A 14,379-nucleotide genomic window follows, 5' to 3' on the forward strand; every position below is an offset into this window, starting at 1 on the left:
GTGACCTATTTGAGAAGACTTGCGGACGATTCCGCCCCCGCCTCCTCATAGGATCTCCGGATATGCCGAGTTCCTCACGCACCATACGGACCAGGGCGCTGGTCTCCATGACCGCCATGGTCACCCTCCTCGCCGTCGCGGGCTGCGACGACGACGGGGGAAACGAGCAGGGCAAGGCGTCGTCCAAGCCCTCGACGTCGGCCCCCGCCGCGCCTTCGGATTCCGGGCTGCCGGGCTCGCTCACCGGTCAGAAGCTCAACTGGTCGTCCTGCCCTGCCCCGACCGCGATGCAGGGCACCGGTGAGAAGCCGGGAAGCGAGTGGGAATGCGCCACTCTCAAGGCGCCGCTGGACTACGCGAAGCCCAGAGGCGAAACGATTGATCTGGCCATGATCCGCGCCAAGGCCACCGGATCGGGCAAGCGCATCGGCTCCCTGGTGTTCAATTTCGGCGGACCCGGCGGCTCCGGTGTCTCCTCGCTCCCCGGTTTCGCCGCCGCCTACGACACCCTGCGCTCACGCTATGACCTGGTGAGCTTCGATCCGCGCGGGGTCGGCGAGAGCGCCGGGGTGCGGTGCCAGAGCGACGAGGAGATCGACGCCTCGGACGCCGTGGACAGCACTCCGGACAATGACGCCGAGGTCAAGACCGCGATGGCGGACGCCAAGGCGTTCATCAAGGGCTGCCAGAAGCGTTCCGGCAAGGTGCTCGCCCATGTGGACACCGTGAGCGCCGCCCGCGACATGGACCTCATGCGGCAGGTGCTGGGCGACGACAAGCTGTCGTACTTCGGCATCTCCTACGGCACCGAACTCGGCGGCGTCTACGCCCATCTGTACCCGAAGCGGGTGGGACGCGCGGTCCTGGACGCCGTGGTCGACCCCACCGAGGACCCCGAGCAGGGCTCCTACGGCCAGGCGAAGGGCTTCCAGCTCGCGCTCGACAACTACCTCAAGGACTGCGCCAAGAAGGGCACGGCCTGCCCGACCGGCGGCGACCCGGCGGCGGGCGCCGACCGGATCGTGGCCTTCCTGAAGAAGCTCGACAAGAAGCCGCTGTCCACCGAGAGCGGCCGCAAGCTCACCCAGGACGGGGCGCTGGGCGGTATCGCCGCCGCGCTCTACGACAAGGAGAGCTGGAAGTACCTGACGCTCGGGCTGCAGGAGGCGATGCAGCTCGAGGAGGGCAACATGCTGCTCGCGATGGCCGATTCGATGTCCGGCCGCGACGAGAACGGCCACTACAGCAACATCAACGCCGCCAACGCGGCCATCAACTGCGTGGACGACAGGCAGCGTTACACGGTGACCGATGTGAAGGCGCAGCTTCCGCGCTTCCGCAAGGCGTCACCCGTCTTCGGCGAGTATCTGGCCTGGGGCATGCTCGGCTGCACCGGCTGGCCGGTGGACGGCACCACGGACACCCCGGACGTCCACGCCGAGGGCTCGGCGCCGATCCTCGTGGTCGGCAACACCGGCGACCCGGCCACGCCGTACGAGGGGGCCCGGAAGATGGTCCAGGAGCTGGGCAAGGGCGTGGGCGTCGAGGTCACCTACAAGGGGCAGGGCCATGGCGCGTACAACAGCGGCAACGCCTGTATGACGAAGACCGTGAACGCCTATCTGCTGGACGGGAAGGTGCCCGCGGGCGGCACGACCTGCCGCTGAGGCTCTCGCGGCAGCCGTAAGAAGGCCCCGCAGCCGTAAGAGGGCCCTGCAGCCCGTAAAGCCGTAAGGGGGCCGGATCGCCGTCGGCGCGGCGGTCCGGCCCCCTTACGGGCGGTGCGTACCGGAGATCAGTAGACCGGCTTGTCGGGCTCGATCTGGTTGACCCAGCCGATCACGCCGCCGCCCACATGGACGGCGTCGGAGAAGCCCGCGGACTTCAGGACGGCCAGGACTTCCGCCGACCGGACACCCGTCTTGCAATGCAAGACGATCTTCTTGTCCTGCGGAAGGTCCTGGAGGGCGCCGCCCATCAGGAACTCGTTCTTCGGGATCAGCCGGGCGCCGGGGATCGAGACGATCTCGTACTCGTTGGGCTCGCGGACATCGATGATGTCGATGTTCTCGCCGTCGTCGATCCACTCCTTGAGCTGCTTGGGAGTGATCGTCGAACCGGCCGCCGCCTCCTGGGCCTCGTCCGACACCACACCGCAGAACGCCTCGTAGTCGATCAGCTCGGTGACGGTCGGGTTCGGGCCGCAGACCGCGCAGTCCGGGTCCTTGCGGACCTTGACCTGGCGGTAGGTCATCTCCAGGGCGTCGTAGATCATCAGACGGCCGACCAGCGGGTCTCCGGTGCCGGTGAGCACCTTGATGGCCTCGGTGACCTGGATGGAGCCGATGGAGGCACACAGCACGCCCAGCACGCCGCCCTCGGCGCAGGACGGGACCATGCCGGGCGGCGGGGGCTCCGGGTACAGGCAGCGGTAGCAGGGGCCGTGCTCGGACCAGAAGACCGACGCCTGGCCGTCGAAGCGGTAGATCGAACCCCACACGTACGGCTTGTTCAGCAGCACGCACGCGTCGTTGACCAGATAGCGGGTGGCGAAGTTGTCGGTGCCGTCCACGATCAGGTCGTACTGGGAGAAGATCTCCATCACGTTGTCCGCCTCGAGACGGCCCTCGTGCAGCACGACGTTCACGTACGGGTTGATGCCGAGGACCGTGTCACGGGCGGACTCCGCCTTGGACCGGCCGATGTCCGCCTGGCTGTGGATGATCTGGCGCTGCAGGTTGGACTCGTCGACCTCGTCGAACTCCACGATGCCGAGGGTGCCCACGCCGGCCGCGGCGAGGTACATCAGGGCCGGGGAGCCGAGGCCGCCCGCGCCCACACAGAGCACCTTGGCGTTCTTCAGCCGCTTCTGCCCGTCCATCCCGACATCGGGGATGATCAGATGGCGCGAGTACCTGCGGACCTCGTCGACGGTGAGCTCGGGAGCCGGCTCGACCAGGGGTGGCAGCGACACGGGGACTCCGTAAGGGGAGGGAGCAGACGGTTCACCCCCGCGTGAGCGGGGTGGTTTTCTTCTCGTAACACTGCCACGCCCCATCTCATTCCATGACACATGGTCCGAGTCGCGAGACGATTTCGTCCCAGTAGCCGGGCAGGGCCGTCCAGGGGGAATCGGTGCAGGTCCGCCCCTCGGGATGGGCCGTACGGTCGGTGAAGTAGATCGTGCCCGCCCCCTGCCAGCGGGCGATCCTCAGCGCTTCCTCGAGATGCCGGCGGGGAACGCCGTGCACCTGGTGGCAGAACCGTTCGGGCGGATACCCCGCGGTCCACTCGGCCACCTGGGACCAACGGTAGTCGGCCCACGAGCCCCGGTAGGTCACGAGCTGGTCGGCGAGCTCCATATAGCCCTCATGCGGATGGATGCCCTGGCCGAGCACCAGATAGGCCCCGCCCAGCAGCGCGCGCAGCGTGGCCACCGTACGGCGGACCTCCGGCAGTCCGGGGCGGTCCACCGGGCAGCGCTCCAGACAGAAGCCGTCGACCTGGTACCAGTCCAGGAAGTGGTTCGCGTCACTGATCACCTCGCCGAAGGGGCGGGTGCCGCACCGCAGGTCGAGATGGCCCAGCACCCGTACGCCCGTGGCGCGCAGCCGGGCCGCCGCCGTAAGGCAGTGCGGATCCCTGCGCGAGCCGGGGCCGCGGGCGACATTGAGGACCGCCCAGTGCAGGGGCGCGCCGGGGCGGGTGAGCTCGGCCCACTCGGTGGGCGCCACCAGGGGGTGGGCGTAGCCGGGGACTCCGAAGCCCAGCCGGGCGGCGGTGGCCGGGACCTCGTGCCCGGGGCCCGCGGGGATCAGATGCGACATGCCGCCTCCATCCAGATGTCGGCGAGCGACTCCTCCAGCGGGATCCTGGAGCGCCAGCCGAGCCGGTCGCGGGCGGTGCGCACATCGGCCTGCTGCCAGCTGCCGCAGCCGTCCGGATAGGGGTAGGTGGTGGCGCCGCCGGCGCCTGCCGGGCCGCCGCCGTGCTCGCCCGCCACCTGGGGGTGGGCGGGTGCGTGGCCGTGGGCGGTGGCGTGGCCGTGGGCCGCGCCATGGGGGTGGGCGGGCGCCGGGACGTGGGCCGCGGCGGCCGGGACGTGATGCGGTCCCCCGCGCCCCGGCGGGCTGTCGATCTCGTGCAGGGCGCCGCCGAAGCCCGCGACCCTGGCGAGCACGGAGGCCGCCTCGCGCATCCGCACCGCGCGCCCGCTGCCGATGTTGACCACGCCCTGCGCGGCCGACAGCGAGGCCGCGTGGACCGCCCGCGCCACGTCCCGTACGTCCACGAAGTCGCGCTGCACGCCGAGGCCGCTCAGCTTGAGCTCGCTCTCCCCGGACTGCATCGCGCGCCGCATCGCCTCCGCGAGCCGCCCCAGCGGCGAACCGGCCGGAGTGCCGGGGCCCACGGGCGAGAAGACCCGCAGCACCACCGCGTCAAGACCGGAGCCCAGCACCAGCTCGGTGGCGGCGAGCTTGCTCACGCCGTACGGGCCGCCGGGGCGCGGCACGGCGTCCTCGGCGGTCGACGAGCCGGGCTGCGAGGGCCCGTACTCGGAGGAACAGCCGATCTGGACGAGGCGGGCGCCACAGCCGCTGCGGCGCAGCGACTCGCAGACGGTGGCCACGGCGACGGTGTTGTGCCGGGTGAGCTCGCGCGCCCCGCCGCGGGTCGCCCCGGCGCAGTTGATCACGACGCCGGGGTGGACCGCGTTGAGGAAGCGAGTGAGCGCGCCGGGGCTGCCGTTGGAGAGGTCGAACCGCACATCGGCGTCGTCGCCGCGGCCGAGCGCGGTGAGCTGGACGGCGGGGTCGGCGAGCAGGTGTTCGGCCACATAGCGGCCGAGGAATCCGCCGGATCCGAGCAACAGGACTCTCATCGGTCGCGCCTCCCCGTACCGGCGCGCTGATCGGTCATGTCGCAGCTCATGTGGTTGCTCCTCGGACTCATTCGGACTCATTGGGGGAAGGACGGGGGGTGGCGGGTTCGGTGGGCGCCTTACCGGGCGCGGTGGGCCCCTTACGGGCGCGGTGGACGCCTTATGGGGCGCGGTCCGGGGCGGTGCGGGTCGTACGGGTGTCACGGGCGGCCCGGGCGGTACGCGCGCCGGGGTCGCCGTGGGCGGAGGCCCGGCACAGGGCGCCGAACGCGTGGACCAGCAGGGCGAGCGCGGCGGCGCCGCAGGCGGCCGCGGGGACGGCGGCCGCGCCCTGGGCGGCGGTCAGCCGTGCCACGGGCTCCCCGAGCGGCGCGGCGCCCGGCAGCCGGGCGGCGGCCGCCGTCGCCAGGGCCGCGGCCTGGGCCGCGCAGGCCACGGCGATGCCGCTGAGCGCGGCCCTCCGGAAGCCGTGGACGGCGAGCAGCCGGGCGAGGAACAGCAGTCCGCAGAGCGCCACGACGGCGGCCTCGGCCGTCGAGAGGGGCGCGGCGGCGGGAGGCGATCCGGGCACCGTGAGCCGGGCCGCGAGCACCAGGGCCGCCAGGGCGCAGAGGAAGGCCGTCACCACGCCCGCGAACAGCGGGCGCGCCCCCGCCGCGAACCCCTCGAGACCGCGGCTGACCGCCAGCCTGCGGCGCGCCCTGACGGCGAACCAGCGGGCGCACCACGCGGCGGGCGCGGCGGCCAGGGCGAGGAGGACGGCGGCCTCGGCCGCGGGCGCCGCGTCATAGGGGCGGCGTCCGTCGAGGAGCCCGGTGAGCAGCCAGTCCCCGGCGGCGGCGTAGCCGAGCAGCCAGCCGGTGCCGAGGGTGTGCGCCATACGACCCCGGCGCCCGCTCCCACGGACGCGCAGGGGGCCGCGGCGCAGACAGAGCCACAGGGCGACGAGCGTCAGGGCGGCGCCGCCCGCGCCCAGGGCGAGGCCGACGGTGGTGTCCTTACGGATGGCACCGACGCGGAAGGCGGCGGAGGTGGTCGCCGCGCACAGGGCGCCCGGCAGCAGCCACAGCGCCGCGAACGTCATCCGCACGCCCAGCGCGCGCCCCGGCGCGGGGGCGGCCGGGGGCGCGGGCTCCTCGGCGCGCGGCACCCGGGCGTACAGCTCCTCGGCGAGCGAGAAGACATCGCGATGCCGGAAGCGCGCGGCGGTGCGGTCCGTCACACCGTGGGCCTCCAGTCCGGCGGCGATCTCCAGCGGATCGACGGCGCGGGCGCACAGGTCGTGGTGGCGGTGCATCAGCGCCCGCACCGGATCGGCGGGCCCGCGCCGCCCCTTCGCCTGCGCCTTTCCGGCGCCGGTGCGCGCGGACGCCTCGTCCGGCCGCCGGGAGACCGGCACCCGGGCGGCCCCGGACAGGGCGGCGAGGCCACGATCGGAGACAAGGCCGCGGTCCGAGACAAGGCCACGGTCCGAGGCGGGGCCACGGTCTTCGGAGGCGGGGCCGCGACCGGAGGAGGCCGGATCGAGCGGGCCGTTCCACCGGGGAGGCGTGGTCATGCGCCCTCCTCGGACGGGCGCGGGCCCACGCCCAGCGGCTCGCGCGGTGGGCCGGCCCAGGTGGGGGTGTGCTCCGGGGCGGGGCGGGAGGCGGCCGGTCCGGGCAGCCGGTGCCCGAAGCCGTCGCCGTCGCGGCCCGCGGTCCAGCGCCCCGGCACATGGGCCTCGGCGGGGCGGGCGAACGGCAGCGGCCCGCCGCCCTCGCCGACCTCCTCACGCGGCACCGGGCAGTGCGACATCAGCTCCAGATAGATCCCGCGGAACGCCGCGACGTTCTGCTCGACCGTGAACAGCTCCAGCGCACGGGCGCGCGCGGCGGCGCCCAGGCGCGCACAGCGCTCGGCGTCGCTCAGCAGCGCCAGGCACGCGTCCGCGAGCGCCCGGGGGTTGCGCGGGGGCACCACGAGCCCGGTGCCGCCGATGACCTCGCACACCGCGCCCACATCCGTGGACACCGTGGCCCGCCCGCAGAACATCGCCTCGACCAGCCCGACCGGAAAGCCCTCGACCACACTGGACAGCACCACGACGCCGCCCGCCCCATAGGCGTCGGCCAGGGTCGGCACCTCGGGGTCGCCGAGCCGCTCGAAGGAGACGGGGTTGTCACCGGCGGAGTGGGCGTCCGCCGCCTCGTCGGGGAAGAGATGGTCGGCCAGCGCCCGGCAGTGGGCCGGATAGCCGTCCGGCTCCGGGTCCTCGCCGCGCCGGGTCTCGATGATCCTCAGCCGTGCGTCCGGCTGCCACCGGCGCACCTCGGCGAAGGCGTGCAGCAGGGCGATGACGTCCTTGGGGGGCTCGATCCGGCCCACCCACACCAGCGTCCGGTCGTCGCCTTCGGACGGGGCCGCGCCCTGCTCGCCGACCTCCGCGAAGCGGGCGGCGTCCATGCCCGGGTAGACGGTGCGCAGCCGCTCCCGGTCGGCGCCGCACCGCTCCTGCCAGCGGCGGGTGTGCGTATTGCCGGGGGTGATCAGATCCGCCCGCGCGTACGCCTCGGCGGCCAGTCGGCCGTGGAACGCGGTCAGCAGGGACCGTACGGGCCCGGAGAGCGGCCGTCCGCCCTCCGCACCGGCCGCGCCCGCCAGATAGCACTCGCGCAGCCGTACGCCGTACTCGGTGAGCAGCAGCGGGGTGCCGAAGCGGCGCTTGGCCAGCAGTCCGGGGAGCACGGCGGCGCCGCCGGTCGCGGCGTGGCACAGATCCACCCCGGACAGCCCCGGGTCGCCTCCGGCCCCGTCGCCGTACCAGTCGAGCGACAGCGGCCGCAGTGCGCGCTCCAGGGCCTCGGTGACGGTCAGCAGATCGGCGACCCGCGCCCGCTGCGCGCCGTGCGGTGCCCCGAGGGTGCGGCAGGCCCGCTCCAGCGTCCTTACGGCGTCCTCGGAGCGGAGCGCGGCGGACAGTCCGCCGTGCTCCCCGGCCAGGTCCGCGAGGCCGTGGAGACCATTGGCGAAACGGTCCGCCTGGTCCGTGGAGCACCCGGGCACTCCGGAGCCATGGGGCACACCGGAGCCATGGGGCGCGCCGGAACCGTAAGGCGCGCTGATCGCCGCGGCCAGCTCCCCGAAGTGCTCGGCGAACCGCCGCCGCTGCCGACGGCCGCCCCACCTGCCCCGCCGGGGCTCCGGCTCTCCCCACAGCGGCGCGGTGCACACCCGGACGACGTGCCGCGGCAGCTCGCCCCGGCCCGCACCCTCCTGACCGGGGCCTCGGCTGAGCGCGTACACCTCGAACTCATGCTGGGCGAGCCCGCGCACCAGCCGGTCGCACCACACCCGGGCACCACCGATCGCGTACGGATAGCCACCCTCCGTAAGCAGTCCCACGCGCATGAGCGCACCCCCGATCTCCCAAACGGGCCGTTCGTCTGCCGCCGTCACCGGCGGCGGCCGCCGTCAGGCAGCGGGAGCACGTTATGCGCGCAGGGCCATGGCGCGATGGACGGTTGTCCGTCGCACCACCGGAAGGGGTGAACGCACGTGACCTATCGGGAATTCAGGCGTTGCGAGGCGCTATATGGGCCGGTACGGGCCCGTCAGCCCTTGGGGAACGGCCAGGCGTTGGGGCGGCAGGTGGCGCCGTCCGTCGACAGGAACTTGGTCTGCTGCATCATCACGGGCGCGAGCGCGCCCTGCTTGGAGCAGATCTCGTGGTTGTGGCCGAGACGGTGGCCCACCTCGTGGTTGATGAGCATCTGGCGGTACGAGTGCATCTTGTCGTCGCCGAAGGTCTTGGCGCCCTGCGCCCACCGGTAGGCGTTGATCATGACGCGCTCGGTGGACGCCGAGTCGCAGGAGACGTTGTCCTCGGTGGTGTCCAGGCCGGACTTGGCGCACCACGCCGCCGTGGTCCCGGGGCTCGCGAGGGTGATCACGAAGTCCGCATGCCCGGACGAGACCCGCTCGAAGGTGCGAACGCCGCCGTGCCCCCAACTGCGGTCGTCGTTCAGCGTCTTGTGCACGGCCTCGGCGAACAGCTCGCCGTCGAGCGGCAATCCCTTCTCCACATCGACGCGGTAGCGCAGCACCTGGCCGCGGCCGGGCGCCTTGTCGTGCCCGCCGACGGTCCGGAAGGCGCCGGATCCGCGCAGCTTGGCGTCGAGCGGATAGAGGGCCGCCATCTTCTCGTCATAGGTGACGGGGGCGGGCGAGCCCGCCGAGCGGGCCGCACCGCGGCCGTCGTCGGTGTGGGAGCCGCGGGAGGCGGCGTCGTCGCCGCGCTCCGAGCCGCCCTGGGCCTGCGTCTTACCGCCGCCGCCCTGCGGTCCGCTCGCGACCTGTCCGGCCACCACGACGGCCAGCACGGTGGTCACGGCCGCGGCGGCGACACCGGTGAAGGTGCGCCCCTTACCGCCCTTGGTGACACCGCGCGCCCCCTTGCCCGGGGGCTCCTGCTCGGCGTCGTCCGGCCCGCTCCCGCCGTCGCCGCCCGAGCCGCCGCCGATCCCCTCGGAGGGGGTGGCCCCGCGCCGCGTACGGCGCTGCGGGGGCACTCCGCCCGGCGCACCGGCGGCGAAGACGTCGTCGCCGTCGCAGTCCAGGGCGTCGGGGGTGTCGAACGCCTCGACGTACTCCTTGCGCGGGCCGGGCATCAGACCTGCCGCGCCGCCCGTGCCGCCCGTGGTCGGGCGCTGCGGCGGGTTCATGGTGCGCATGCCGTAAGGGGGCCGCTGACCGCCGGGACCGACTGGTCCACCGGGGCCCCTGAGCCCGCCCGGACCGCCGCCGCGGCCGCCGACCGCGCCCCAGCCGCCGCCCGCCTCGCGCTGCTCGGGATGTCCGCCCCTGGTGCGCGCCGCGGGCCCGCCGGCTCCGTAAGGCAGCCTCGGCACGCCCTGCGGCGGGGTGACCCCGGGATCCGGGGCGCCGGGCCCCGGTGCGGCCCGGCGGCGCCCGGTCCCCGGTCTGCCGTCGCCGGCCGCGGGGGCCTCGCCGGACGCGCTGTACTCGACGAACTCGGGGCCCGAGCCCTGCCCCTGGCCGGAGCCCGCCACGACGGACCGGCGTTCCCGGCCCTCCTGGCTGCCACGTGCGCTGTGTTTACCCACGCGCCGCACCGCTCCCGTCCGCGCCGGACACCGGTACGGCCCCCCGCGCCTCCCGGCTGTCCCGGTCATCTCGTTGATCAACGTCGTCGAGCAGCTCGCGCATCCCGCGCGCCACCGCCTCGGGATACTCCATCATCGCGACATGCCCGGCGTCCAACAGCGTCAGCAGACGCGAGTCGCGGAAGGTGGCGTTGGCCCGGTCCGCCATCCTTACGGACACCAACTGGTCGCGGCCGCCGTAGACGAGCAGCGTCGGGGCGAGCACCCGCTCGGCCTGGCGCCACAGGGAGTGCTGGCCGCCCAGGGTGTACGAGTCGACGACACCGCGTGCCGAGCGGGTGAGCGCGTCCCAGAAGTACGGGAGGGAGAGCCGGCGCTCGAACTCCTCCACCGCGTGGGCGAAAGCCTCCCGGGTGACCAGGGACGGATCGCCGAAGGTGAGCATCATCACCTCGCGGGTGCGCCGCTCCGCGTCCCAGTCCCTGGTCAAGCGGGTGAACAGCCGGGTCACCCCGGGCACCGCGAGCAGGCCGGTCGGCACCGCGGTGCGCTGCGGGCGCAGCTCGGGCAGCGCGGGCGAGACGAGCGTGAGGGTGCGCACCAGATCCGGGCGCACCGCGGCGACGCGGGTGGCGATCGCGCCGCCCATCGAATTTCCGACCAGATGGACCGGTCCGCGGGCCTGTGCGTCGAGGTAGCGGATCACCGCGCGGGCATGGCCGGTTATCGAGTAGTTGCCGTCGTCCGGCGGCGGGGAGTCGCCGAAGCCGGGGAGGTCGAGCGCCTCGCCCTCCACCCGGTCGGCCAGCAGCTCCATGAGCGCCGACCAGTTCTGCGAGGAGCCGCCGAGGCCGTGGACGAAGAGCGCGGGCGGCAGCCCGGAGGCGGACGGCGGACGGCAGCGCACGGTCATCGTGAGCCCCGGAAGGGCGGCTGTTCGCAGCTTCTCACCCGCTCCGACCCGCACGGACCTCGCGGGCGGCACCGCCGCGACGATGCGGGCTTCCGGCGGCTCGGTCGAAGACATGCGGCAATGTTACGAGACGATCACGCGCGCGATCGTGTGTTCACGCTCACAGACCGCGTAGCGTCCGAAAGTGACCTCTCCTAGGCTCGTAAGTCACAGGGGCGATCACCTTGCCACTGGCTTGTCACCGCACGGCCGCCACTGGGTAGCCGTCGGTGGAAAGCCGCCGTAAGTGGGAACCCATCACTGGCGCCCACCACTGGCGAACCAGCGGTGCGAAGCCGCCACAGGGAACAGGGAAGGGGAGTACATGTCCATCGACCCAACCGACCCCGACACCTTCGAGGACTCCGTGGAGAACACCGACGAGACCGCCGCGCGCGACGTCGAGGCTCCCGAGGCGGACGCCGTCGAACAGCACCGCGAGGTGATCTCCCGCCGCGACGAACGGCCCAGGGCCGACGAGTTCCTGGAAGCCAACGAGGCCGACCGGGCGGAACAGGCACGGATCGTCGAGGAGAACGAGGAGGACTACCGGTGACCAGCGTCATTTATGGGCTTTTCATAGAGTCCGGTACGTGAAATTCTCCGCACGGACAGCGCGCCGCACTGTTACCCAAAAGTACGATGGCGGGCGCGATGGACATCGTGCACAGGGATCATTCATTGGGAGGCGGCGTGACAGCCATCGAGCAGACCGAGGCGCGCCCACGGGGTACGCGCCTGCCGCGCCGAGCCCGACGTAATCAGCTGCTGGGGGCGGCTCAGGAGGTCTTCGTCGCGCAGGGCTACCACGCTGCCGCGATGGATGACATCGCCGAGCGCGCCGGGGTCAGCAAGCCGGTGCTGTATCAGCACTTCCCGGGCAAGCTGGAGCTGTATCTGGCCCTGCTCGACCAGCACTGCGACGCCCTGCTCCAGGCGGTGCGCACCGCGCTCGCCTCGACCACCGAGAACAAGCAGCGCGTCGCGGCGACCATGGAGGCGTACTTCGCCTACGTCGAGGAGGAAGGCGGCGCCTTCCGGCTCGTCTTCGAATCCGATCTGACCAACGAGCCCGCGGTGCGCGAGCGCGTGGACCGCGTCTCGCTGCAGTGCGCCGAGGCGATCTGCGAGGTCATCGCCGAGGACACCGGGCTGTCCCGGGACGAGTCGATGCTGCTGGCCGTGGGCCTCGGCGGGGTGTCCCAGGTGGTCGCGCGCTACTGGCTCTCCAGCGAGAGCGCCGTGCCGCGGGACACCGCTGTGCAGTTGCTCACCTCGCTGGCCTGGCGGGGTATCGCGGGCTTCCCGCTGCACGGGGCCGAGGGCGGCCACTGAGCGGACCGCCGAGCGGACCCGCCGAGCGCGGCGGGGCGGATGGGCGCGATGGGCGCGGCCACTGAGCGGCCGGGGACCGTTCCCGGCCGCGAAGAGGCGTGTTCGCGGCGGCGGGCGTGTTCGCTGCCGGCGTGCGCCCGCGGCCCCCGGCGGGTGTCCCCGCCCGGCTAGTGTGTGCTGATGTACAGCGCGGATGGCCGCGCTACCCCAATTTGACCGTCGGAGGGACAAGGCCGTGGAGGTCAAGATCGGCGTGCAGCACGCGCCCCGCGAGATCACCTTGGAGAGCGGGCAGTCTGCCGAGGAGGTCGAGCGCCTGGTGGCCGAGGCGCTCGGCGGCAAGGCTCAGGTGCTGACCCTGGAGGACAACCACGGCCGCAAGGTCCTGGTCCCGTCCGACCGGCTCGCCTACGTCGAGCTCGGCGAGCCGACCGCCCGCAAGGTCGGTTTCGGCGCGGCCTGAGGATTCACCCACGGCGGCGGGGTCCGGTGGAACAAGACCACCGGACCCCGCCGCTGTTTGCGCTCGCACGCGACGCCCGGCTCGCCGTGCGCCACAGACCGCCCCCATGGACAGGGTTGCCTCCGGTCGGGCACGGGTAGGACGGGCGTGACCGACTCGTGATCACGTATCGGTCCCGGTCCGCTCACGGGAAGGACGCGCCAATGCTGTTCTGGGAAGCGCTCGCCTCGGCACTGATCGGTCTCGTCATCGCGTACGGGGCGCTCCACCGGCTCCCCCGAAGGCTGCCCGCACGGCCCCTCGTCCTGTCCACCGGCCCCGCCGCCGCGCTTCTGGGCGCTCTGCTGACCCATACGGTGCTGGGTTCGGGGCACACGGCGGCCGTGCTGATCGTCGCGCTCGGCTTCTCGGCAGCGCTGCTGTCGCTGCTCATCCGCCCCGCCAGGACGCGCCGCCGGCGTTCGGTCACGGCGTAAGGCCGTGGGCCCGCAAGCCCAGGCCCTCGGGCCCCGCCTGTAGGCCCTGTCCACCCGGGCTCCGGAGCGCCACCGGCCGCCGGAGCCCCTCGTTCCGCAGTCGTTCGGACCTACGGGAGTCGTTCGGACCTACGGGATGTCCGGCGGACCACGCGGCGGAGCCGCATATCGGTGCTTTTCCCCTCCCCGCCCCTTCCCGTAACCAGGGGCTCCGCCCCTGGACCCCGGGGTTCGGGGCGGAGCCCGGCACGCGGCGGAGCCGCATACCGGTGCTGCTATCGGTGCTGCGGCGAGGGGAAGGATCCGCCGCAGGTGTCACGGACCCGCGGACACCCCCTACGCGGCGAGCCCCAGGGCGGCCATCCGCTTGGTGTGGGCCTCGGTGATCCGGGAGAACATCCGGCCCACCTCCGCCAGGTCGAAGCCGTCGGCCAGCCCGCCGACCAGCATCGTGGAGAGCGCGTCGCGGTCCGCGACCACCCGCTGGGCCTGCGACAGCGCCTCGCCCATCAGCCGCCGCGCCCACAGCGCCAGCCGCCCGCCGACCCGCGGATCGGCCTCGATCGCCGCCCGCACCTTCTCGACCGCGAACGAGGCGTGGCCGGTGTCGTCCAGCACCTGGAGCACCAGATCGCGGGTGTCGGAGTCCAGCCGGGCCGCGACCTCGCGGTAGAAGTCACTGGCGATCGAGTCGCCCACATACGCCTTGACCAGGCCCTCCAGCCAGTCGGACGGCGCGGTCTGGCGGTGGAACCCGTCCAGCGCCGCCGCGAACGGCTCCATGGCCTCCGTGGGCTCCTCGCCGATCGCCGAGAGCCGTCCCCGAAGCCGCTCGAAGTGGTGGAACTCGGCGGACGCCATCTTCGCCAGCTCCGCCTTGTCCTCGAGCGTGGGCGCCAGCTTCGCGTCCTCCGCCAGCCGCTCGAAGGCGGCCAGCTCGCCGTACGCGAGGGCGCCGAGCAGATCCACCACGGCGGCCCGGTACTGCGGATCGGCGGCAGCCGTGTCCCAGTCCTGGGCGGCGATCCCGGTGGGCTCCGGGGCCTTCTCCCCGCCGCCCTTCCCCGGAGCTGCGTCGTCCCCGGCGCGGTCCCCGGTGGTCGCGGCGGGCGTCTCAGGCGTGTCAGGCGTCTCCATGAAGCGCACAATAGCCCGCTCCGCGCCCC

Annotated in this window: 13 protein-coding genes; 5 read left to right on the plus strand and 8 right to left on the minus strand. The window is 73.2% G+C overall.

The window, feature by feature from the left end; all coding sequences use genetic code 11:
* The first annotated feature begins 62 nt into the window (after positions 1-62).
* Positions 63-1,667, plus strand: a complete 1,605-nt coding sequence (locus ACZ6TD_RS17995) for an alpha/beta hydrolase (protein ID WP_471355160.1) — start codon at positions 63-65, stop codon at positions 1,665-1,667.
* 128 nt (positions 1,668-1,795) lie between these two features.
* Here the strand turns inward: ACZ6TD_RS17995 and moeZ are convergent, their stop codons facing one another.
* From moeZ to ACZ6TD_RS18030, 7 genes are all read right to left on the minus strand, one after another.
* Complete coding sequence (gene moeZ, locus ACZ6TD_RS18000; protein ID WP_471355161.1) at positions 1,796-2,974, minus strand: adenylyltransferase/sulfurtransferase MoeZ; 1,179 nt, start codon at positions 2,972-2,974, stop codon at positions 1,796-1,798.
* A gap of 85 nt (positions 2,975-3,059) precedes the next feature.
* On the minus strand, positions 3,060-3,827 hold the full coding sequence (locus tag ACZ6TD_RS18005) for a spherulation-specific family 4 protein (protein ID WP_471355162.1): 768 nt from the start codon (positions 3,825-3,827) through the stop codon (positions 3,060-3,062).
* The gene (locus ACZ6TD_RS18010) at positions 3,815-4,882 is read right to left on the minus strand and encodes an NAD-dependent epimerase/dehydratase family protein (protein ID WP_471355163.1); all 1,068 of its coding nucleotides are present in this window, start codon (positions 4,880-4,882) and stop codon (positions 3,815-3,817) included. The genes ACZ6TD_RS18005 and ACZ6TD_RS18010 overlap by 13 nt, the downstream gene beginning before the upstream one ends.
* Before the next feature lie 160 nt (positions 4,883-5,042).
* Positions 5,043-6,440: a hypothetical protein gene (locus ACZ6TD_RS18015; RefSeq protein ID WP_471355164.1), complete on the minus strand. Its 1,398-nt coding sequence runs from the start codon at positions 6,438-6,440 to the stop codon at positions 5,043-5,045.
* Complete coding sequence (locus ACZ6TD_RS18020; RefSeq protein WP_471355165.1) at positions 6,437-8,272, minus strand: DUF3492 domain-containing protein; 1,836 nt, start codon at positions 8,270-8,272, stop codon at positions 6,437-6,439. Before ACZ6TD_RS18020 ends, ACZ6TD_RS18015 begins: the two co-directional genes overlap by 4 nt.
* A 203-nt stretch (positions 8,273-8,475) precedes the next feature.
* Entirely contained in the window at positions 8,476-9,996 is a 1,521-nt protein-coding gene (locus ACZ6TD_RS18025; protein WP_471355167.1) for a DUF3152 domain-containing protein, read from the minus strand.
* Complete coding sequence (locus tag ACZ6TD_RS18030) at positions 9,980-11,014, minus strand: alpha/beta fold hydrolase (RefSeq protein WP_471355169.1); 1,035 nt, start codon at positions 11,012-11,014, stop codon at positions 9,980-9,982. Before ACZ6TD_RS18030 ends, ACZ6TD_RS18025 begins: the two co-directional genes overlap by 17 nt.
* Before the next feature lie 250 nt (positions 11,015-11,264).
* Between ACZ6TD_RS18030 and ACZ6TD_RS18035 the strand changes: the two genes are divergently transcribed.
* The 4 genes from ACZ6TD_RS18035 to ACZ6TD_RS18050 all read left to right on the plus strand — a co-directional run bounded on the left by ACZ6TD_RS18035 (position 11,265) and on the right by ACZ6TD_RS18050 (position 13,213).
* Positions 11,265-11,495 carry a hypothetical protein gene (locus tag ACZ6TD_RS18035; RefSeq protein WP_471355171.1) on the plus strand — a complete coding sequence of 77 codons (231 nt, stop codon included), beginning with the start codon at positions 11,265-11,267 and terminating at the stop codon, positions 11,493-11,495.
* A gap of 137 nt (positions 11,496-11,632) precedes the next feature.
* On the plus strand, positions 11,633-12,274 hold the full coding sequence (locus ACZ6TD_RS18040) for a TetR/AcrR family transcriptional regulator (RefSeq protein WP_037952404.1): 642 nt from the start codon (positions 11,633-11,635) through the stop codon (positions 12,272-12,274).
* A gap of 235 nt (positions 12,275-12,509) precedes the next feature.
* The gene (locus ACZ6TD_RS18045) at positions 12,510-12,737 is read left to right on the plus strand and encodes a DUF3107 domain-containing protein (protein WP_191067179.1); all 228 of its coding nucleotides are present in this window, start codon (positions 12,510-12,512) and stop codon (positions 12,735-12,737) included.
* Between the two features lie 203 nt (positions 12,738-12,940).
* Positions 12,941-13,213, plus strand: coding sequence for a hypothetical protein (locus ACZ6TD_RS18050; RefSeq protein WP_471355173.1), 273 nt, complete (start codon positions 12,941-12,943; stop codon positions 13,211-13,213).
* A 336-nt stretch (positions 13,214-13,549) separates the two neighbouring features.
* Here the strand turns inward: ACZ6TD_RS18050 and ACZ6TD_RS18055 are convergent, their stop codons facing one another.
* Positions 13,550-14,359, minus strand: a complete 810-nt coding sequence (locus ACZ6TD_RS18055; protein WP_471355175.1) for a ferritin-like fold-containing protein — start codon at positions 14,357-14,359, stop codon at positions 13,550-13,552.
* Between the last annotated feature and the right edge of the window lie 20 nt (positions 14,360-14,379).

Source organism: Streptomyces yongxingensis, from assembly GCF_055597465.1.

What these genes read in the sequence shown, in the direction of transcription:
- ACZ6TD_RS18005 (WP_471355162.1), bottom strand. Translation starts at nt 3,827, where the DNA reads ATGTCGCATCTGATCCCCGCGGGCCCCGGGCACGAGGTCCCGGCCACC.
- ACZ6TD_RS18020 (WP_471355165.1), bottom strand. Translation starts at nt 8,272, where the DNA reads ATGCGCGTGGGACTGCTTACGGAGGGTGGCTATCCGTACGCGATCGGT.
- ACZ6TD_RS18030 (WP_471355169.1), bottom strand. Translation starts at nt 11,014, where the DNA reads ATGTCTTCGACCGAGCCGCCGGAAGCCCGCATCGTCGCGGCGGTGCCG.
- ACZ6TD_RS18050 (WP_471355173.1), top strand. Translation starts at nt 12,941, where the DNA reads ATGCTGTTCTGGGAAGCGCTCGCCTCGGCACTGATCGGTCTCGTCATC.
- ACZ6TD_RS17995 (WP_471355160.1), top strand. Translation starts at nt 63, where the DNA reads ATGCCGAGTTCCTCACGCACCATACGGACCAGGGCGCTGGTCTCCATG.
- ACZ6TD_RS18035 (WP_471355171.1), top strand. Translation starts at nt 11,265, where the DNA reads ATGTCCATCGACCCAACCGACCCCGACACCTTCGAGGACTCCGTGGAG.
- ACZ6TD_RS18010 (WP_471355163.1), bottom strand. Translation starts at nt 4,882, where the DNA reads ATGAGAGTCCTGTTGCTCGGATCCGGCGGATTCCTCGGCCGCTATGTG.
- ACZ6TD_RS18015 (WP_471355164.1), bottom strand. Translation starts at nt 6,440, where the DNA reads ATGACCACGCCTCCCCGGTGGAACGGCCCGCTCGATCCGGCCTCCTCC.